This is a genomic window from Rhodococcus sp. JS3073 (genome assembly GCF_026810085.1).
Lineage (GTDB): Bacteria > Actinomycetota > Actinomycetes > Mycobacteriales > Mycobacteriaceae > Rhodococcus_F > Rhodococcus_F wratislaviensis.
Genome location: NZ_CP113952.1, coordinates 593,829 through 614,830, shown reverse-complemented (window position 1 = coordinate 614,830; position 21,002 = coordinate 593,829). Strand labels below are relative to the sequence as shown.

The following is a 21,002-nucleotide window of genomic DNA, read 5'->3' as shown; positions in this document are numbered from 1 at the left end:
GCTCTCCCTTCAAGTTCACCCTCATCGGGTTCTACAAACTGGATTTCTATCCAGTAAACTGGAAATCAGTGTAAGCACCATCACACAGACCCGTCAACTAGCTACCCACCCAGGACCGACATGTCCAACAACCGCGACAGCCGCCCACGCCCCGCACCCCCGCAAGAGGCCACCAAGAACGACGACCAAATCGACAACTACCGACGACTACGCAGAAGAAAGCAATGGGACCGCACCCGCAACGAACGCTTCAGCCCCCGAAGCGAAAACGCCGAACTTATCCACTTCGCCAACACCTGGGCGCCGTACGGAGGAGCATCCGACGAAGACATCCTCGTCGCCTTCGGAATGTCCAAGAACCGATTCCACGACGCACTCCGGCACGCACTCCACCAAACTGGCTGCCACGCCCAAACCATCGAGCAACTCACCGCGGCGTATAGCCGGACCAATCTCCCAGCTCGAAAGGCGTGGCCAGCCAATGGGCGGCAGTAGGAGCTAATACGCACAGCTACTCAAAACGAACCTACGCAGGCACCAGATTCTCGGTCGTGGAATTCTCCAGTTCGACTCCACGCAAGCGTGGACCCACCCGCTCTGGCCGCGACAAGTGGACTGGAAACCCCTCTGGCACAACATCATCTACTACACGCCACCACAAGCGGCTTGACGCCGGCAACCGGCCACCCGTCCCCGGCCAGCAATATCGAACATCGATGGGCTGACAAACCGGACAGCCGATCAACCGCGCCCCCAATATTGAACCTTCGAATTCAGTCTCCGCTGAAGTCCTGGGCGCAACAGTCAGAGTTCTTCGTTCAGTGACCCGACATGGCCACCTGCCGCCATAAGACCGAGCTGGCCAGCTTCCACCTGTTGCGTCATGCGTGCGTGTCCTCTGCTCGTCGTTGTTGCTGCCAACGGTACGAAAGTCTTCGCGTATTTCCGTCACGGTGTGCCGAAAGCGACCTTCGGTTACCTCGATGTCTTCGCCTGGCATCGGGTCACCCGATGGCTGTTCAAACGGCACAAACGGATCACGTGGGCGGATCTCTACCGACGCTTCCTGACCGGCAGGCCTGGCAATCGTCCGCAAGAGAACGGGATTATCATGTTCGACACCGCCACCGTTCCGATTACTCGGTGTCGGTGGCGGGCGAGCAACTTCCCACACCGTGGACCAGCATGGGGACTTCGGTTCCCGCCTGACAGTGGCAGTCCGTGGAGCGCGGGATGCGATGAGAGTCGCACGTCCGGGGCGGAGGGTGGGCCGGGGAAACGGACCGGGCAATCCCGGCACTGCGCCCCGGTCCGACCCCTACATCGTGGGACGGTCGAGTAGGTCCTCAATCGGCACCCTCGTCGATCGGCGTAGCCGCTATGTCCGGCTCCTGTAGCTGCCCGGCGGGCACCGCGCCGAGCCCTTCACCACTTGCTGGGTGCGTTGTTCGAGCAGAGTGCGGAGATGGCGCGGCATGATCTGTTCGGCCCTCTGTTCGCCGAGGGCGTCTACTTCCCCCGAGACCAACCCCACCACGACATGGTCCACACCGCATCCGGCAGTGCGGCACTCACCACCCCAATGCCCGTCGGCGCGCCAAAGAACGTTAACGGGAACACCCGGTGTGATGCACCATCCATCACCCTCCACGCCGTAAGGGATGATCCACCTCCATCTGGCACCAACCAATCCGCCGGCGGCCTGCTGCACTGCGGACTCAAGTCGACGGAAAGGTCCGCCCAGCACCACACACGGGAGAGCGTCCACACCATCAGTCGCCAGTGACGCCGTGGAGGCTCTCGATAGCGAGCAGGGTGCACCGCGGCCCGCCGGTTAGCCGGTCCGGGGTGTTCGGGTGGATTCTCGCTAGTCGGTGACGCCTTCTGCACGAGCAGCGGCGGCGACTGCCTCCGCGACAGCGGGGGCGACGCGAGGATCGAGCGGGCTGGGAACGATCTTGTCTACAGCCAGCTCGTCACCGACGACCGAGAGGATTGCCTCGGCGGCGGCGAGCTTCATACCTTCGGTGATCCGGCGGGCACCGGCGTCCAGGGCGCCACGGAACACGCCGGGGAAGGCAAGCACATTGTTGATCTGGTTCGGGAAATCCGAGCGTCCGGTGGCCACGATCGCCGCATGCTTGCGGGCGATGTCGGGGTGGATCTCCGGGTCCGGGTTCGACAACCCGAATACGATGGAATCCTTCGCCATGGTCGCGATGAGTTCCTCCGGCACGGTGCCCGCGGACACCCCGAGGAACACATCCGCCCCGTCGAGGGCTTCGGCGGTGCCGCCGCGGCGGCCGGCCGGGTTGGTGCGCGCGGCCAGGTCGACCTTGATCTCGCCCAGGTCCTGCCGGTCGGCGGAGACGATGCCCTTCGAGTCGAGGACGGTCACGTCGGCGATCCCGGCGGCGAGCAGGATGTTCGCGCAGGCGACTCCGGCGGCGCCGGCACCGGAGATGACGACCCGCAGCTGGTGGATGTCGCGGTCCTGGACCTTGACCGCACCCTTGAGGGCGGCGAGGACGACGATGGCGGTGCCGTGCTGGTCGTCGTGCATGACCGGGCAGTCCAACGCCTCGATGACGCGTTTTTCGATCTCGAAGCAGCGCGGAGCGGAGATGTCCTCCAGGTTGACGGCCCCGAAGCTCGGGCGCAGCCGGATCAGGGTTTCGACGATCTCGTCGGGGTCCTTGGTGTCGAGGACCAGCGGGATCGAGTTCAGGCCCGCGAAGTTCTTGAACAGGGCGGACTTGCCCTCCATCACGGGAAGGGAGGCGCGCGGGCCGATGTCCCCGAGGCCGAGTACCGCGGAGCCGTCACTGACGACGACCACGAGGCGGCTGGTCCAGGTGTACCGGTCGGCGAGGGTTTCGTCGGCGGCGATGGCGCGGGACACCTGTGCGACGCCGGGTGTGTAGGCGATGGACAGGGCGCGCTGGGTATCGAGGGCGGTCGTGGTCTCGACCGAGAGCTTCCCCCCGATGTGGCCGGCGAAGATCTCCTCGTCGGTCAGCTCGACCTTCTGCGGTGTGGTGGGTTCGGACACGATGGACACGACTGCTCCTTGGACATAAGTACTGGCATTTCCGACGGAATCACCACGGTGCTCGATTCGGAAATGAGATACACCCGTTCGAAAAAGACGTAACACCTGTTCTTGCAGCCCTTCGCTGGTCCGTTGGGTCCCCCAACCTCTCGCTGACAGCCCGCTCAGTGAGAATCTTCACCCGGCCCTGCTTCGCGATTGAAGCCCTTGCCTAGCTACCGTTTATCGGATAATCCGGATCGACACTTGGACGAGCACTGCTGACCGGAACCCGCACTAAAGCGATCGGCCCGCAGGCGTCATCACTTGTTCAGTCGACGGGTTACGTTGCCCCGTTGACGGTTTCGGACCTAATGATACGCCAGTAGCTTCCACCGAAGCCATACGAACCCGCCCTGCTAGCGATGTGATACTGAGTTGCTTCTCGATGTCCCGACAGTAATTCGGACATTCATCTCCCATGAGCCGAGCCGACCTCGTTGACAGCGACGATTGATCAATCGGGTGCTCGATCGAGTGATGGACGTAGGAAGGCTGGCGCAACTCCGACGTGTAGGACTCAAGCGTGTCGGTGGATCCGCTGGTATGGGTGGAGAACAGGATGGAATATCGAGGCGAACGGATCAACATCATCGGCTTGGACCGCGTAGTAACGGTCATCTTCTAGGCGTCGAGCTGCTTCGGCATGATGATGCCCAGACATGCGGCACTTCCTTTGGATCACCATCTATCGTGATTCGTATTCCGACGTTGGAGAATACAGGCATCGAATAGCCTTCTACTACCACGCCTTCGAACGCATTGCCGGAAGCTGCTGGTCAACCAGGTTGGGGATCTTTGCCCGCCCATGCCGCGTGAAGCAAGGCCTGAAGTGCCTCATGCGTGAGCGACCGCGGGCTCGCGATGTTCTTGTCCAGAGCTGCGGCCGTCACCATCTCGATCTGTTCCTCCCTGACACCGACAGCTCGCAATCCTGGTGGTGTTCCTACTGCCTGTGCCAGGGACCACACGTCGCGGGCCAACCTGTCGGGCTGGCGACCCATCGCGTCGGCCAGACGCCCTATTGCGTCGGGTATCGCAGGCTGAAGGTAGCTGATGACATAGGGCAGGAGGATGGCATGCGTCTCGGCGTGCGGCGCCTCTAACATCCCGCCGAGCAAATGGCAGAGTGCATGGTGCAGACTCGTGCCCACAACGCCGAGCGCAGTGCCGGCGAGACAGGCAGCGACGAGAACCTGGCCGCGAGCGGCGACATCCGTTGTGCCGTAAGCCATCGGCAGGTAACGCTGCAAGCGGTAGGCGCCATCGAGGGCCAACGAATCGGTAATCGGGTCCGCGTTGAGGGCCCATATGGCTTCCGCACAGTGAGCCAGGGCGTTCAGTCCACTGGTTCCCACGATCGACGCGGGTAGCCCTGTCAGCAACTGCGGATCATAGATGACGATCTGCGGCAATGCCGCCTTGTCACGCGCGGTCTTCTTCTCCCTCCCCGTGGTGAGTCCGTATATTGGTGTCATCTCGCTCCCTGAGTATGTGGTCGGGACGACGACGAGCGGAAGTGCAGTGCGGACGGCGACCGCTTTGCCCAATCCGATAGTGCTACCTCCACCAATGGCCACCAGAACGTCGACGTCAGCACTCGCTGCGGATGCACCACAACGGTCCGCGAGCTCAACAGGGACGTGTTGTCTTACTTCAGTCCATTCGAGAGCCAGCAGGCACCCCAGGGCGTCTCGACTCCTCTGCGCGAGAACGATCTGATTCGACGACACGATCAACATCGCTCTACGGAAACGCGCGTTGTCTAGTTCATGAGCTAGATCGTCAAGTGCGCCTTCGCCAAAGAGAAGCCGGCCCGGCAGGCTCGTTCTGGCGAACGACTTCGGCATGGGTATCTTCAGATCTGGCGCATCACCGAAAGGGATGGTGTCAGTTGAACGCATATACAAACTCCTCTCGTAGCTGCACATCCATTGGCAGTCATCGATTTTGTTAAATGCACATGCAGCTGCTCTTCCCCCTCGTCGGAACCGAATCGAAGTCGATAGCAACCCCGAACGTTCTCCGGATTCTCAACATTCCGATCGGCGTGCTGCGCTCGATTCGAGCATTCCCGAGTCGCCTCGGACACTTTCACTCACCTCGTGGATCACGATATAGCTACCAAACGAAACACCCGCTAGCGCGAGTACAAATGCATACAGTTTATTAATCATTATTGCCCCTCTAAGTCCATCAAAGCCGCCCAGACCGGCGACCCAGCGTATCCGTAGAATGCAATTTGCAAGCCCGGCACCGAAATTGCGCAGGTATCGCGGTTTGCCATCGTCAAACCGCGCCGATCCGTGTGCCCGAATCATTTTCGTACTCCGGGCTCAGAACTAGCTGCACTCTCGCGACTGGTGATTCAATTTCTACCTCAAATTGGGAGGCCTCCTCGTCCGTTGCTCGCGCAAATTCCCCGACAAGCGATTCCTTGACTGCGAAGACAGCATCTGAGTCAAGATATGGACTGTCGGGAACGAAGACGTGCGTAGTGAGTTCGCGAAATCCGCCGGCATGGGCTATCAGGTGAATGTGGCCCGGCCTGAACGGATGCCTATTCGTTGCGGATAGAAGCTTCCCCACTGGTCCGTCAGTCGGTATCGGGTAGTGGCTGGGCGTAACGGTGAAAAACCAGAATCGGCCTTGCCTGTCCGCCGTGAACAACCCCCGCCCATTGCCTGCCGGTTGAAGGTCAGGTTGCTGGACGTCGTAGAAACCTTGTTCATTGCATTGCCACACATCGACTGTGGCATATGGGATCGGCGTACCAGTAACGGCACGTACCGATCCAGTGACCAGCAGCGGTGTGCCTGACCCCAGCATGTCAATCGACTCACCCAGCTTCCGGACTGGAGATTCAGTCATGTGAAAGGGGCCGAGCACTGTACTGTCTGTCGCACCGGGCGAATCCAAGTCGTTGATCGTCTCGACGAGCATTGATATCCCGAGCACGTCGGACAACAGTACGAATTCTTGGCGGACTGCATTACATTTCTGACCAACCTCCGTGAGAAAGTCAATCCCCTCCTGCCATTCCACGAGGGTCGGTTCGATCTCACGGACAAATCCATGCAGGTGTCGAACGAGCGATGAAATGATTTCCTTGAGTCGGCTATCTGATGTGCAGGCGAATGATTGCACGACCGTCTCGGTCAACACCTGGGGGCTAAATGAATTGCCGCTATTATGCATCGCCATACCGCTACTCCTCCGCCTGGCCACAAGCCGCGACCCTCAGATCTACACCGCAAAAATAGAAAGTTGGATGCCGGACAATAGTTTGTCGTTAACCGCATGATGTGTGCTTCGACCCAAAGCATTGGGCCACGTGCGAGATCGATTCCAACCCAGCTAAGGTCCCCGGTCTTGCTTCACGTACCGATTAGCTGCCGGGCCGAGAAATACTCCAGCCCGGCAGCCCCCAACTACGATCAGACCTTTTCAGCAGCCTTGTAGTAGCCGTCGCGGACGTCCTGCTCCCGCGCGTACTCGGGTTGGTACGCAACGGACGCCCAGTTGGACTTCTTCTCCACCTCGGCCGCCCGAGCGGCGAGCGCCTCGGTGTCGCCGAAGCCGAGAACCTGTCGCGCAAGGTCGGTCAACGGGCCGTCGACCTGGTACTCGGTGCGCTGCATCGTCAGCAACCGCACGAGGTACAGCGGGGTACCGTTGAACTTCTCGAACATCTCATGCCGCGCACCCCACTGGGTGAGATACCTTTCACTGATCTGCCGGAAGATTGCCACGCGATCCCGCGCGCTGATCGACGTGCCACGCAGCGCCTCCTCCAACCGAGGTCCGAGGAATGGATGATCGAAGTCGGCCTTCGTCGGTGACATCACGACACCGCGACCGCAGAACTCGATCAACTGATTGACGGCGTTGTGGATGTTCTCGAGGTAGTGGGCGCGTCCGAGGTCGACGTAGATGTTGTTGGGTTTGTACAACCCGCCCGCGGTGGTGAAGCCGGTTTCCTCGGCGGCAATGGCGAATGCCTTGCAGGTCTCCCGGAAGCGGACGAGATCGGCAAGCTGCGATTGCACGATCGGGTTGTTGTTTGTTCCCAGCGCGTTGGTCAGGAGGAGCGCGAGACCGACGATCAGTTCGGCATGGACCGCGTGCCGGATCTGGGTCTCGATGTGGACCCAGTCGAACTGTCGTTGCGGGTACCACTTTGCGTGGTCTGGGTTGCCGATGTGCTGAACGTTCTCCCACGGGATAAAGACGTCGTCGAAGTACGCCATACCGTCGAGTTCGTCACCGATGGTCGACAGTGGGTGATCGTAGGGGTCTGCATCCGGGGTGGCGTTCGATTGGCGACACACCAGCGAGAGCCCTGGGGTGTTCACCGGGACAATCGCGTACACAGTTTGATCCGAGGTCTGCCCCGGACGCCACAGGTTGCCGACGAGCAACTCGTTGACGAAGGGAAGTGAGGTTCCCATCGCCTTCCAGCCTCGGACGACGATGCCCTTGTCGTTCTGCTCCCTGATGCTCAACATCGGAGTCTCGCCGAGGGCATCGTCACGTCCCCGGTCGTACTGCACATCCACGAACATCGGCGATAGAGCCACATCGTGCGAGGTGACACGCGCCCACTGTGCCCGGATGTTGTCGGCGAACGGGATCTTGCGCCCGTCAGCGACAATCGCGTTGTCCTCCCAGGGTTCCGGGTCGTCGATCTGGGCGTACATCACGACGTTCATTCCGGCCGGTGGCCGCGTGAAGATACCTCCCTTGAAGTGCCGGAACCAGAATTCGTGATAGGCGCGGCGACGGGCGGCGTCGGCTTTTGTCCGGGGCAGGAACCAGTGCATCGACTTTCGCACACCGTCGTCGTCGACGAAGGTCAGGACATCCTGGTGTTCCGGAGCGAGGTGCAAGTCGTAGTACTCAGCGATCGCCTTCGCGTACCCGCTGGTCTTGGGGTGAGTTGTAACGTCGTCGATCAATTCACCTCCGACGTAGACCTGGCGTCCGTCCTGGAGTGACTCCAGATACTGTTTTCCTGTCCTCATTCGAGGAACCTCCTATTTGTGGGAAACTGAGTTTTCGGCTTGTGTGCGAAGCCAGGACGACTTTTCGAACGGCACGAAGCTGCCGAATCGGCCCCTGAAATACGACAGCGGACTCCCTGTGCCAGCCTGAGCCTCAAGAACTTTGCCGACGAAGATCCTGTGCGTCCCGCCCTCAACCTCGTCGATAACTTCGCATGTGAGATGAGCAAGCGCCTCCGCCAGGCGCGGGCCATGTGGTCCCTCTACAACCTCGACATCGCGAAATTTGTCAGCTCCAGGGGTCGCGAAGGTATGCGCGATCGAATCCTGACCCTCCCCGAGAATATTGATGGTGAACCGGCGAGAGTTGAGAATTCCCGCGTGCGTGCCCAGTCGCTGGTTCACACAAGCGAGCACCAGGGGAGGATCTGCGCAGAGGGAAGATACGGCGCTGATCGTCGCCCCATATCGAATCCCCGCGTGTTCAGTTGTCACGATCGTGACACCACTCGCGAAATGTCCTACGACGTTACGGAACTCTTTTTGGTCCAGGGGTTGAACGACATTGTGTTCCATGTGGTCCTCCCACATCGGGCACGATCCGCCGGCTGGTCGGTTAGGTTGATGCAAAGACCGTCACGGCTCGTGCAAATACGTGGATGGCAGAGGGATTGGTTCAGTCCGCCAATGTCATTCGAAGCGAGTCGCTCGCCTGACACCAAAACCATATGGCGCGAACCACACGCGGTCTAACAGATGTCACGGATGCGATCCATCGGCGGGAGCGATACAATAGTTCAGTGCAGGACCTCCGAGGTATTGATTTGAATCTCCTGGTAGACCTCGACGCCCTGTTGAACACTCGAAGTGTCACAGAGGCTGCGAGACGGCTGAACCTCAGCCAATCCGCGATGAGTGGTTCCCTCGCGCGCCTCCGCCGATTGTTCGACGATCCGCTCATGGTCAAGAGCGGCCGAGGCTTGACGCTAACGAGTCGCGCGGAAGCTCTGATCCCGTCCGTGCAAGAGGCTTTGATATCCATCGGGGTGGTCTTCGACAACGAGAAAGATACATTCGTTCCGTCGACCGCTACGAGGTATTTCTCGATCAGCGCATCGGACTACGCCACCGCCGTCGTGCTCGGTCCGCTTATTAGGACGCTGTCGGCAGAGGCACCTAACGTCACCATCAATGTGCTTCCGCGTACTGCAGATGTGCAAACGTTCGTCCGGCTAGATCGCGCGGACCTGATCATTGAACCGCGGGAGACGATGGGTCCAACGTCGCTACCAAGCACTCCCCTGTTCACCGATCGGTGGTTGTGCATGTTGGACGGTGAAATGCATGACCCATCGGTTCTCGATGATTTCGATCTTGACTACTACCTGACTTTGCCTCATATGGTCTATTCGATCGGTAACGAACGACAGCTCAACCTGGCCGATCGGCATCTAGCCAGCCTCGGCATCGAACGACGGGTGGAATTGACGATCGAGAGCTTCCTCATGGCGCCGCTCTTGATCCGGGGCACCTCGCTCGCCTGCCTCGTATTGGAGCGATCAACTGCGATGCAACGGATGGACGGTCTGAAGCTAGTCGAGCCTCCAATATCTGTTCCAGATATCCACGAGGAAATCTACTGGAATCCCCGCCACACGAATGATCCAGGCCATCGCTGGTTGAGGGCCCGTGTGGCAGCGACCGCCGCAGCCCTTGAACCGGTATCGCGCACGGAGGGCGACGGCCTCTGAGACTCCGAGCACGCGTTAGAACAGCCCTCGCTCGGCGAGGGGATCGATCCGAATTATTCAGGTGCTCAGTAACTCACCCGCGAACACATCGCCGTCGTCGATGGTTCACATCCGTGACATCTGTTGGACGATGCGCATTTCATCACCATAAGCTTGTGGCGTCGGACACAAGAGGCGATCTCGGACTCCGGTGACACAGAGGAATCGATTTCGAGGCAGTGGCGTCGTGTCGGCATCTGAAAGCGTGACCGGTCAGTCCGCGATTGCGTCGATAGTCCTTGCTCAGACGAGCCAGGACCTCCAACGGGTCATGCCCGTCGACCAACCGGACAACCAGAGCATGACACGCGCACGGATCAGGAGTAACCAAATGGAGTTGTCTCTCCACCCAGGACGATGCGAGGGCTACGGATTGTGCGAAGAAGCCGCCCCGCGCATCTACCATCTCCCAGATGAGGACGATGTCGAGATCCTGCAACCACAGGTGCCCAGTGAACTTGAGCGCGAGGCCTCCGCGGGTGCGCGAGTGTGCCCGGTCGCCGCGATCCTAGTCAGCCGATGAGCCCAGCCGGTGTTGTCGTGGTCGGAGCATCCGCGGCAGGAATCGCAGCAGCAGAAGCTGCCAGACGCGCCGGATTCGATGGGCCGATCACGATTATCGGAGATGAGCCTCACCCACCGTATACACGCCCGGCCCTGTCAAAAGCACTGCTTTGCGGGACTGAGCCGGCTGAGTCGGTTCATCTTCCGAGGCCGGAGGATGGTATCGACTTCCTGCCCGGTCGCGCGATCGGACTGGACATCAAACGAAAGCGCGTAACCCTTTCGGGCGGGGGTGCACTCGAATACTCAGGTGTGGTTATTGCAAGCGGAGCCCGCGCCCGTCAGCTACGCCCCGACGGTGCGGGTGAAACGGTACTGCGATCCCTGGATGACGCAGTCCGACTGCGTGAGGAGATCAGGGGGGCGCACTCGGCGCTCGTGATCGGCGGGGGGTTCGTGGGGACTGAAGTCGCATCTGCGTGCGTTGCAGCGGGACTCGAGACCACCGTGGTCAGCCGGCACGACACGCTTGTCCCCCACCTTGGGGCCGATCTCTCTGACCTTATTACCCGGGCTGCGATCAACGCCGGGGTCGTTCTAGAACCTGCGCCGCAGCAGATTCGGCTTACTGGTCCAGATCGCGTAACGGGTCTAGCCTTATCGGACCATTTGACCTTGGAAGCCGATGTCGTCGTTACCGCTGTCGGGTGCCGACCCAACATAGAGTGGCTTTCCGACTCGGGTCTCGACCTTATCGACGGCGTCGTCGTTGATAAATATTGCCGGGCAACCGCCGAAGTCGTCGCCGCGGGTGACGTCACACGCGTGCGAGGTGCACGTGTCCTGGCGCCACGTACACCCTTCTGGACGGCAGCGCTGGAGCAAGCCCGGATTGCCGGCCAGTCCCTTGTCCGCGGTACCTCGGCGAGCCCCTATGTTTCGGCCCCCTTCTACTGGACAGAGGCATTCGGACTGGCGATTGCCATCTCCGGCCCCATCCCTGCCTCCGGCGAATGTGAAACGCTCGCCGGCGATCTACGAGCCGGCACCGGCCTGTTCCGCTGGCGGAACCAGCATGGGGTCACTGTTGCCGCCGTCAACCACAGGATCGCCGTTCGTAAACTGCGGGCACTATCTCGCGAAAGCGAGTGAAACGAAGAGACTTTCCCTACCAAATCCCGATTCCTCCTCGACGAAAGGGTTTCCCGTGGCCACTAGCCAAACCCAAACCTCGCTGATGCCGCACAGCGATATCGACCTCTTCACCGACGAAGTCCTAGCGAATCCGTACGAGCTCTACCGCGAGCTTCGCGAGATCGCGCCCCTCGTCTACCTACCCAAGTACGAGATGTACGTGCTGACGCGCTACGAGCAGGTCCGGGCTGCCCTCGATGATTGGCAGACGTTTTCCTCCGCGAAGGGCGTTGGGCTCAACCCATCCATCAACGGTGCAATGGCCGGCACCATCATCAACTCGGATCCTCCGGGACACACCCAACTCAGGAACGTGCTGAAGGAGCGGCTCGCCCCACGCGCCCTCGCCGCTCTGCGTCCCGCAATCGAAGCGAAAGCAGACAAGCACATCGAGGGGTTGCTCGCACTCGGCAACTTCGATGCGGTCCTAGACCTCGCTCGAACCTTTCCGATCTCGGTCGTCCTCGAAATGCTTGGTTTCCCAGAGGAAGGGCGAGACGAGCTATTGCGATGGGGTTCTGCCACCTTCAACGCAATGGGCCCTGACAACGCGCGTAGCACGGAAAACCTGCCGATCGCCGGTGAGATGTTCAACTGGCTTGCGGAGAAGTGCACAGCCGACCGCATGGCCCCTGGCGGTTTGGCGACCACCATTCACGAGGCTGCAGCCCGAGGCGATATCCCACAGGAGGCAGTTGTCCCACTCATGGCCGGATATTCAATCCCGGCGTTCGATACCACAATTAGCGCCATCGGAAGTGCAATCTGGCTATTTGCTCAGCACCCCGAGCAGTGGGATCTCGTTCGCGCGGACCCCAGTTTGATCCCGAACGCATTCAACGAGGTACTGCGCCTGGAGTCACCCGCCCAAATGTTCGCACGTGTGACCACCAAGTCTTATGCCACCGACGGCCTTGTGCTCGAGCCACAGTCTCGCGTCCTGCTCATGTTCGCGTCGGCCAACCGCGACGAACGGCAGTACACGGACCCCGCCGTATTCGACGTACGACGCAATGCGAGTGATCATGTCGCATTCGGATACGGTATCCATGGTTGCCCAGGTCAAGGGCTGGCCAAGCTCGAGGGTAACGCAGTCTTGGGCGCGCTGGCACGGAGTGTGGCCCGATTCGAAATACAGGGTGAGCCTGAACGCGAGTTGAACAATGTGACCCGCGGATTGTCCTCGCTACCAGTCAAAGTCATCTGACCATAGCCGAATCAGCAACGAGCGTTGGGGCACCTCCAGGACGGGGATCAAAACGCCTGCCCTATAGTCCGCATTCCGCAATCGCGGTAGCAGGACGTGGACAAAACGCCCTGCTGAGCTCACACCAATCACCATTAGCAGTGCGCAAGCATTTGACCTGCCCGGGTCGTTTCTGCGCCGACACTTCCACAACAATAATGATGCAGACTTTTCGTCTCAGATAGCTTTACCCCAAAGGAGATACGCCCCAATGGGTTCAACCCTTCAGCTCGTCACCAGCCTCTACCAGGCCTACAACGACCATAGGTCCGACGAAGTGGCGAAACTCTACGCCACAGCCTGCCGACACCGAGATATCGCGGCCGGCGCGGAGCACGACAGCCCGGCGCAGATCGCGGCTGGCATCACCTGGCTGTTCGAAGCGCTACCCGACGTGCACTGGTCGTGCGATTCGATTCTAGTGGATGGCAACCGGGCTGCGATTACGTACGAGCTGACCGGTCACCTACACGGCCGCTTTGGCTCGTACCAGCCAGCTGGACAGAGCTTGCGGCTAGCGGGCGTCCAAATTGTGGAAGTCAGCAACGATGCCATTACTTCCAGTACCGACTATTGGGATGGTGGCGCCCTGCATCGTCAGCTCAGCGCAGCAGCCAACTAGGCCGGGTGGCCTTCGCATCCTGTCTCGGTCGTGTTCCGGATCACCTCATCGACGCCGAGAATGGCCTTCGTGTGCCGTCGGCCGGCGCGGCAAGTAGCAGAGAGTATGTCGGACCTTCTTGTGTGCAGCGGCAATGCGGCTGCCGGGATCCATGAGTCTCCGCTACGAGCTCGAACAGGCCAACCAAACACGCGCGTATCCAAAACTACGCTGTGCAACACAATTCAAGAATTCTTAGGCTGGCCCATGGGTGCCCACTAACACCCTGAGCTATCCCGAAAGCGCCGACACCACACTGCCCGGGACATGCCATCACCCCAGCTCACAGGCTCACACCCGGCGGAGGGTGCGACCAGCAAATGTCCTGCCGGACCACATTACCTCCGGAGACGGCTGCGATGGCCGGGCTTCGCCAGCCCGATCAGGATGACCAGTGGCGGACTCCCACAATCACCCCGCCGGCAGCTGGACACTCCAGCGATCACGCCCGTGCAGTCATGAACCGAGCGCGCCTCGCCGTCACCGCCTCTGACTTTCGGACCCTTCTCACCCGCGCAGCTCATTGCGCGCACGCGCGAGTGGCACGGCTGCTGAACCCCTCCTGTTCATCGACGAAGACGAGCTCGCTAGCCGCACGTTGACGTTGTGGGCATCGCGATCAGCATCGTGGTGCCGATGGACGTCACCTGGGTGTCGGCTGCCGCCCCGCAGATTCGCGACCTCTCCGTGGTCACTGTCCCGGCCATCACCGTCCGTGTGCGGCCGCTTGCACATACCAGGGTGGCGACCACGGACTTCAAGGGCGCGACGGACAGGCCCGACGCGCGACGGTGGTTGCAGTGGAATCGCCAGATGACACTCCAACCAAGAGCAGAGGAAGCGAGAGCATGAACACCACACTTGTCGGGTGGTCGAAATGACCATCGTGAGAGCAGCTGCAGTACAAATCAGTCCGGTGCTCTACAGCCGCGACCGAACCGTGGAGAAGGTGGTGGGCAAGATCGCCGACCTGGGGCGCCGTGGCGTGCAATTTGCCACATTCCCTGAGTCGGTGGTCCCGTACTACCCGTATTTCTCGTTCGTACAGCGACCGTTCGAAATTGGTGTCGAGCAACTCAGGTTGCTCGATCAGGCGGTGACCATACCGTCGGCCGTCACACACGTCATCGCTGACGCGGCGAGAGAAGCGGGAATGGTGGTGTCCATCGGGGTGAATGAGCGGGATGGTGGCACCCTGTTCAACACACAACTGCTGTTCGACGCCGACGGCACCCTGATTCAGCGTCGGCGCAAGATAGCACCTACCTACCACGAACGGATGATCTGGGGACAGGGCGACGGTTCTGGACTGCGGGCCGTTGACAGCGCGGTCGGGCGCATCGGCCAGTTGGCCTGTTGGGAGCATTACAACCCGCTGGCCCGCTACGCCCTCATCGCCGACAGGGAGCAGATTCACTCGGGAATGTTCCCGGGCTCATTCGGTGGCCCGCTTTTCGCCGAGCAGACCGAGGTCAGCGTGCGCAATCACGCACTCGAGTCGGCCAGCTTCTTCGTCAATGCCACCGCCTGGCTCGATCCCGGTCAGCAGGCCCAGATCATGGCGGACACCGGGTCCCCGATCGGCCCGATATCCGGTGGCTGCTTCACCGCGATCGTGTCACCAATGGGCGAATTACTCGGTGAGCCGGCGCGTTCCGGCGAGGGAGAGGTTATCGCTGATCTCGACTTCTCGTTGATCGACCGGCGAAAGGCGAAGATGGATGCCAGGGGACACTACAGCCGCCCCGAACTGCTCAGCCTGCTGGTTGATCACACAGCGACCGCTCATGTGCACGAGCGAGTTGAACACCAAGAGCCAGACGCCGCCGCGGATGCCGATCATGCCCGCCTCTGATCCCCTCGAAATCCCGTTTCTTGGAGTCCGTTTACGATTCGACAGCACAAAGAGATTCGATGATCTCGTCGATGCGCTGCTTGCCGACGTCAGCGACAAGCCAGTACCGATCGACGACATCGCAGCACGATTCGACACCTGGGAATCGTATGAACACGAGGTGCAATCACACGTCGGCCCGAGTGGCTTCATGCTGTTCGCGCTGTGGAACCATGGTGGTTGGATCAAGAAGGCAGGTCTCGGAAGAAAAGTCTTACGGATCGTGATCGGCAACCCGCTGATCGCGATCACCATGCTGCGCCACGACGTGACGGCGGGCCTCTTCGCTCCGGTTGAACTCCTACTCACCGAAGAACAGCACGGCCGAAGCGCCCTAACCTATATTCGCCCGTCATCACTCATGGTTGTCGAACCGAATCGACCGCTTCGCACGGCCGCCATGGAGTTAGACGCCAAACTGGCGACGCTGGCCGCGAAGGTGACGGCGGCAGATTGAGGACGGTGGCTCGACATCGGGACTGCCCGGGCAGATCCTCAGAGCTCGTTCAGTTGCCAATACGCGGTGCAGAGTGCCGGCCGAAGGGGATCTGGCCGCGATACGGCCTTGGGTCATTCGCCCGACGCCGTGCAAAAGAAGGGCCGGCGAACTCACCGGCCCCTGCACGATTTGAAATCAACAGACTATTTGCATCTTACGACAAGGAAGTGTGACCCTCATGGCTCACCTTTTGCACATCGATTCGAGCATCTCCGGGCCCGCGTCTGTCAGCCGTGCCCTGACCGCACGCGCGGCCGCTGCCTGGAAGGCGGCGCATCCCGACGGGACAGTCACCTATCGCGACCTCGGCGCGAGTCCACTACCTCATCTCAACACCGCATCGGCGCTGGCAGGGATGACACCCGCGGCTGAGCGCCGTCCCGAACAGTCGGCGGCATGGGCAGTGTCCGAGCTGGTCGTAGAGGAAGTCCGTGAGGCGACCACGATCATCTTGGGCCTGCCGCTCTACAACTATGGGCCGCCCAGCAGCGTGAAGGCGTGGGTCGACTACTTGATCGCGCCGGGGCTCTCGCTGGACGCGCACACTCACGCCCCGCTGCTCGGGGGCCGGGAAATGCTGGTGCTTGCCACCCGGGGCGGCGGCTTCGGCCCTGGCACTCCCCGCGACGGTTGGGACCACGCGCAGCCTTGGCTCCCGCATGGACTGGCCATGACTGGCCTCGAACCGGAGTTCATCACCACCGAGCTCATCCTTGCACCTGTCACACCTAGTATGGAGCACCTCGTCCCCCTGGCGAAGGAAAGCCGCGCCGCTGCCGAGCGCGCCATCGATCAACGGTGGATACCCTCGCTCGCGCGATAGCCCAGCCGGATGTGACCACTTGCGTAGGGGAGTCTTGGTCCTCCACTGCATGGAAACATCCCTCGGTAACCAAGCTTCTGTTCAGCTTCTGCACGGGTTAGCCATGCTCATCACCACTCCGTCGTCTCGATCGCCCTTCCAGCTCTGTTACTCGTCTCCGGCAGCGAAAACTACGCGCCGCCCTCCCCAAAATGGCCGCCCTGAACCAGGGCGCCCAACCCCCGTTATCTCCGCATCGTGCGTGCCTCTTGGCTGTCACCGAATTTTCCAGTTCAGTGGGCCAGTTCCAGGTCTCGGGATGGGCTCTGATGAAGGTGGACGCGCCATTCATGCCACGCGGGCCGGTCTTCATGCTCGACACGATGTGGGCCGGCGCGGGCGGCCCTCCCAACCCGACACTCCTCGCGCGCAACGCATACATCGAGATGATGCAGACAGCGCAGAACGTCGCGGACCGCTACAACCTCACCCGCGAAGAAATCGATGCCTTCGCACTACGCTCACACCAGCGCGCTGCCGCCGCCCGCGATTCGGGCCGCCTCGCCATGGAGATCGAACCTGTCGAGATTCCTGCCAGCCGCAAAGCGCCGGCCCGCCGGTTCGAGCACGACGAGTGCATTCGGGGGGACACCACCGCCGAGAAGCTTGCAGCGCTCGCGCCGCAACCGAATACCACCCAGATGACGGCCGGCAACTCGTCCCCGCTCAACGACGGGGCGAGCGCAGTGGTCCTCGCCAGCGCGGCCGCCGCAGAAAACCTCGGCGTCGAACCGCTGGCCCGGGTGGTGGCGTCGGCGACGTACGCTCTCGATCCGCACATCATGGGGATCGCGCCCGCCTTCGCGATCCCCAAGGCCCTCGCGCGGGCAGGCCTGAATCCCGGCGACATCAGTGTGTGGGAGATTCACGAGGCGTATTCCGCGCAAGCCCTCGGCGTGCTCCGCGAGCTACCGAATCAGCTCGACGGCTTCGAAGTTCCCGAGGGGCGCCTGAATCCGAACGGCGGCGCCGTCGCGATCGGTCACCCGTTCGGATCGTCCGGCACCAGATACGTGCTCACCCTCGCGACCGAACTCCGGCTCCGCGAAGCCCGCTACGGCGTGCTCGGCGTGTGCGTCGGATCGGGTCAGGGCCCTCGTGCTGGAGAACCCCAGGATCGCTTGACCGATCATCAGACCGTAGGGCTGGCTTAGCCCGTCCGCTCGGTCCCCCCATGCTCGACGACCCAGGCGGCGATCTGTGCACGCGATGTGAAGCCGAGCTTGGCGAGGACGTGCTCCACATGCCCTTGCGCGGTGCGCTGCGAGATCACCAGTTGGGCGGCGATCGCCTTGTTCGTCAGGCCCTCGGCGACCAAACCGGCGACCTGCCGCTCGCGTTTGGTCAACCCGGTCGCGGTGTCGGCGCGAGTCCGCGATGCCGTCCGGTGCTCGTCGAGCGCGTAGGCAAGCGCGTTCTCGAATGTCATGGCCTCGCCGTGCCGCACCTCCTCGTCAAACACTTGCATCCCCAGCGCGCGACGGGCTTGCCGCACACATTCGTCGTGGTAAGTGAGCAGGGTCGGGACGGCGATCGTGGCGCCGACTACGGTCTGTGACAGCGCGGCGGCGGCGCCCAGCAGGACGGCGGCCCGCCGGTCTAGGTGGTCGGCCGCGGCGATCCATGCCAGCGCCTCCAGAGACATGGCCACATTGAGTCGGTCATCCACCACCCGTGCAAGCCGCACGCTTTGTTCGAGCAGCCTGGAGGCGTGCATGTGGTCGGTCTGCCATACCGCAAGTGCGAACGCCCACAGGGAGCACGCCCGTTGCACTGACTCGCCGTAAAGTTCCGTGATCGCGAGCACCTCCTCCTTACACGCGATCGCCCGGGGCATATCGCCGAGCAGTCCGCTGGCCAGCTCCAACCCGACGAGATCCTCGATCAGCCGCATCAGGTCGCCCTCGGCGCGAAATCCCTCGAGGGCGGCTTCGAAGCAGGCTACGGCGCGCGGCAGATCGCCGCCGAAGAGCGCCTGGAGTCCGTCGACGTGCGTGACGATGGCCTGCAACCCGGTGTCTCCCAGGTACGCAGCGAGGGTCTCCCCCTCCTCGACGAGCACCGCGCCCTTCCGGAGGTCGCCTTGAATTGCGGCCAGCGCAGCGTTGGCGGACAACGCCTTGATCCGTTCTGCGGTGGGTTGGCCGCTGTGATGGGCCAGCACCCGATCGAGCCAGCATCGGCCCTCGCTGAGCAGACCGTGAGTGAGCCAGAGCGTGTGTAGGGCGGCGGCGACCTGCAGGCCGGCCTCAGCCTCGTCTTCGCCAGGTTCGGTCACGCAGAACTGCAGAGCGTCACGCATATTCGGCTGTTCTCGCTCCAACCGGGTGATCCATGCGAGCTGCTGTGGGCCGATCCACTCCTCCTCTGCCTGCGTAACTAACTGCAGGCACCAATCGCGGTGCCGCCGGCGCAATGCCGCCTCCTCCCCCATCTCCCTCAGCTTCTGATATCCGTACTCGCGCAGGCTCTCGAGTAGCCGGTACCGCGCTACGGTGCTCGCCTCTTCCCTGATCAGGATCGACTGGTCGACCAGACGAGCCACTACGTCCATCACCTCTTCCCGCGCGAGGAGCCCGGTGCCGAGACTTTCCGCGGCATCGAGCTCGAAGCCACCGGCGAACACCGACAGCCGTGCCCACAGCTGCTGTTCTACCGGTTCACACAGGTCGTAGCTCCAGTCGATGGAAAGCTTCAGGGTCTGCTGGCGGACCGGCGCACCGCGGCTGCCCACAGTGAGTAGCCGATAGCGATCGGTCAGTCGATCCAGAATCTGTTGCGGGCTCAGGACCCGCAGGCGGGCCGCCGCCAACTCGATAGCCAGTGGAAGCCCGTCCAGGCGTTGGCAGATCCGAGTGATCGTGACCCGGTTGGCCTCGGAGAGAACGAATCCTGGAGCCGTGGCCTCGGCCCGCTGCGCGAACAGCGTGACAGCGTCGTGCTCGGCCAAGCCCTGCAACGATGACGGCCGGTCCGGATCGGAGACCGTCAGCGGCGGCACTCGCATCACAGCTTCTCCGCCAATGCCCAGCGGTTCGCGGCTCGTTGCCAGGATACGCAGCCCAGGGCACTGCCGCAGCAACGTCTCGGACAGCACCGCGGCCGCCTCCACCAGGTGCTCGCAATTGTCCAACACGAGCAGCACCCGCCGATCCGCGAGATGCTCGGCCAACAACTCCAGCGACGGGTCGGAGGACTGTTTCCGCAACCCCAATGCGGCGACGACGGTGTCCGCCAACAGGTCCGGATCGCTAAGCTCCCCCAGCTCGATCAGCCATACCCCGTCGTCGAAAGCGCGACGCACGTTAGCGGCCACACGCACAGCCAGTCGCGTCTTGCCGACACCACCAACACCCGTCAGTGTCACCAGACGAGCGAGCGACAGCAGCCGCTTCGCCTCCGTCAACTCGCGGCGACGACCCACGAAACTGGTCAGTTCCACGGGCAGATTTCCCATCTTGCCCCGGACCATAGGAAGCATCACATTGTCACTCTCCTTTTGGCCACAGTGACGCTCACACCATCACCTGACTCGTTCGTCCGAAACTGCTCGACCTCGATGCGCGACCGCCGTCCGGAATATTCAGTGACGGAAAATTCGGTCTATCGCTACCGTGCCCCGGGGCACAGAGCCGCACCGGCCCAATCCGTTCGGAGCCGGATTCCATCGTCCACATGTCGTCGGGGTGGCCGCGCCGAAGCCGGGATTCTAGGGAGACCCGCATCGGACATTTCAGAACTGGCTGCCATCATCGCGAACAACTTTATGCCAACGTCCATTTGACGTAGCGACACTCCAGACCCCGCAGTTGTGCGAACGTGTAGCGCAATGCGTGTCACCTCAGGCGGAAGAACCTGGACGGCGAAAGTCTGCGAGGCGCGCGGAGTGGAGCACGCTCCGCGTGACTCCTTCCCGTTCGGCGGCTGCTTCGAACAGTTGATGCGACAGATCTGCCAGGGCACGGGCAGCTGCCATATCTTCGCTGACTTCCAGAACATCGGTATGTCGCGGATTTCGTCTCGCGCGCCCCACCCCTACGAATGTGGTCCGGTCACTGGCACGCAGAAGGGCGCGCGCTCGCGTCTGGATACCCGCCTCTTCGGATTTCTGCTCGTCGATGACGATGTTCACCGACCAAGCCTTCTCGTTCATGGATGACTCGCTTCTCTCGTTCGCTGCACCCGGTTTCATCCGAGTCGGCGCCTCTGACGTTGAATTTTCGCTGCGCCCACACGCTCTTCTACTCGTGGCGGCTGT

At 61.7% G+C, this 21,002-nt stretch carries 18 protein-coding genes; 11 read left to right on the top strand and 7 right to left on the bottom strand.

Going from position 1 to position 21,002, the window contains the following annotated elements; genetic code table 11:
- Positions 1-120 precede the first annotated feature (120 nt).
- Both OYT95_RS40690 and OYT95_RS44910 read left to right on the top strand, forming a co-directional pair.
- Positions 121-495 carry a hypothetical protein gene (locus tag OYT95_RS40690; protein ID WP_268793181.1) on the top strand — a complete coding sequence of 125 codons (375 nt, stop codon included), beginning with the start codon at positions 121-123 and terminating at the stop codon, positions 493-495.
- 388 nt (positions 496-883) lie between these two features.
- Entirely contained in the window at positions 884-1,342 is a 459-nt protein-coding gene (locus tag OYT95_RS44910; RefSeq protein WP_442972604.1) for a group II intron maturase-specific domain-containing protein, read from the top strand.
- Positions 1,343-1,867: 525 nt separating this feature from the next.
- Here the strand turns inward: OYT95_RS44910 and OYT95_RS40685 are convergent.
- The 5 genes from OYT95_RS40685 to OYT95_RS40665 all read right to left on the bottom strand — a co-directional run bounded on the left by OYT95_RS40685 (position 1,868) and on the right by OYT95_RS40665 (position 8,670).
- Positions 1,868-3,061, bottom strand: a complete 1,194-nt coding sequence (locus OYT95_RS40685) for an NAD(P)-dependent malic enzyme (protein WP_268793180.1) — start codon at positions 3,059-3,061, stop codon at positions 1,868-1,870.
- An 809-nt stretch (positions 3,062-3,870) separates the two neighbouring features.
- Positions 3,871-4,995, bottom strand: coding sequence for a maleylacetate reductase (locus tag OYT95_RS40680; protein WP_268793179.1), 1,125 nt, complete (start codon positions 4,993-4,995; stop codon positions 3,871-3,873).
- A gap of 385 nt (positions 4,996-5,380) precedes the next feature.
- A complete protein-coding gene (locus OYT95_RS40675; RefSeq protein ID WP_268793178.1) occupies positions 5,381-6,295 on the bottom strand; it encodes a dioxygenase family protein in 915 nt (304 codons plus the stop codon).
- A 233-nt stretch (positions 6,296-6,528) separates the two neighbouring features.
- Positions 6,529-8,115: a 4-nitrophenol 4-monooxygenase/4-nitrocatechol 2-monooxygenase oxygenase component gene (npcA, locus tag OYT95_RS40670; RefSeq protein ID WP_268793177.1), complete on the bottom strand. Its 1,587-nt coding sequence runs from the start codon at positions 8,113-8,115 to the stop codon at positions 6,529-6,531.
- 12 nt (positions 8,116-8,127) lie between these two features.
- The gene (locus OYT95_RS40665; RefSeq protein ID WP_268793176.1) at positions 8,128-8,670 is read right to left on the bottom strand and encodes a flavin reductase family protein; all 543 of its coding nucleotides are present in this window, start codon (positions 8,668-8,670) and stop codon (positions 8,128-8,130) included.
- A gap of 224 nt (positions 8,671-8,894) precedes the next feature.
- Here OYT95_RS40665 and OYT95_RS40660 point away from each other — a divergent pair, with 224 nt between their 5' ends.
- The 9 genes from OYT95_RS40660 to OYT95_RS40620 all read left to right on the top strand — a co-directional run bounded on the left by OYT95_RS40660 (position 8,895) and on the right by OYT95_RS40620 (position 17,898).
- Entirely contained in the window at positions 8,895-9,845 is a 951-nt protein-coding gene (locus OYT95_RS40660; RefSeq protein WP_268793175.1) for a LysR family transcriptional regulator, read from the top strand.
- Between the two features lie 310 nt (positions 9,846-10,155).
- Positions 10,156-10,407, top strand: a complete 252-nt coding sequence (locus OYT95_RS40655) for a ferredoxin (RefSeq protein WP_328286593.1) — start codon at positions 10,156-10,158, stop codon at positions 10,405-10,407.
- On the top strand, positions 10,404-11,540 hold the full coding sequence (locus OYT95_RS40650; RefSeq protein ID WP_268793174.1) for an NAD(P)/FAD-dependent oxidoreductase: 1,137 nt from the start codon (positions 10,404-10,406) through the stop codon (positions 11,538-11,540). The genes OYT95_RS40655 and OYT95_RS40650 overlap by 4 nt, the downstream gene beginning before the upstream one ends.
- Before the next feature lie 55 nt (positions 11,541-11,595).
- Positions 11,596-12,789, top strand: coding sequence for a cytochrome P450 (locus OYT95_RS40645; RefSeq protein WP_268793173.1), 1,194 nt, complete (start codon positions 11,596-11,598; stop codon positions 12,787-12,789).
- Between the two features lie 250 nt (positions 12,790-13,039).
- Positions 13,040-13,450, top strand: a complete 411-nt coding sequence (locus OYT95_RS40640; RefSeq protein WP_268793172.1) for an ester cyclase — start codon at positions 13,040-13,042, stop codon at positions 13,448-13,450.
- A 916-nt stretch (positions 13,451-14,366) separates the two neighbouring features.
- Entirely contained in the window at positions 14,367-15,344 is a 978-nt protein-coding gene (locus OYT95_RS40635) for a nitrilase-related carbon-nitrogen hydrolase (RefSeq protein WP_268793283.1), read from the top strand.
- Positions 15,331-15,840: a DUF302 domain-containing protein gene (locus OYT95_RS40630; RefSeq protein WP_268793171.1), complete on the top strand. Its 510-nt coding sequence runs from the start codon at positions 15,331-15,333 to the stop codon at positions 15,838-15,840. Before OYT95_RS40635 ends, OYT95_RS40630 begins: the two co-directional genes overlap by 14 nt.
- A 220-nt stretch (positions 15,841-16,060) precedes the next feature.
- Positions 16,061-16,705 (top strand): FMN-dependent NADH-azoreductase, encoded by a 645-nt coding sequence (locus tag OYT95_RS40625; RefSeq protein WP_268793170.1) that lies wholly within the window; start codon positions 16,061-16,063, stop codon positions 16,703-16,705.
- 329 nt (positions 16,706-17,034) lie between these two features.
- Positions 17,035-17,898: a thiolase family protein gene (locus OYT95_RS40620; RefSeq protein WP_268793169.1), complete on the top strand. Its 864-nt coding sequence runs from the start codon at positions 17,035-17,037 to the stop codon at positions 17,896-17,898.
- Here the strand turns inward: OYT95_RS40620 and OYT95_RS40615 are convergent.
- Together OYT95_RS40615 and OYT95_RS40610 are read right to left on the bottom strand one after the other, a co-directional pair.
- Positions 17,895-20,186 carry an ATP-binding protein gene (locus tag OYT95_RS40615; RefSeq protein WP_442972603.1) on the bottom strand — a complete coding sequence of 764 codons (2,292 nt, stop codon included), beginning with the start codon at positions 20,184-20,186 and terminating at the stop codon, positions 17,895-17,897. The genes OYT95_RS40620 and OYT95_RS40615 overlap by 4 nt on opposite strands.
- 399 nt (positions 20,187-20,585) lie before the next feature.
- The gene (locus OYT95_RS40610; RefSeq protein ID WP_268793167.1) at positions 20,586-20,897 is read right to left on the bottom strand and encodes a dsRBD fold-containing protein; all 312 of its coding nucleotides are present in this window, start codon (positions 20,895-20,897) and stop codon (positions 20,586-20,588) included.
- Positions 20,898-21,002 lie beyond the last annotated feature (105 nt).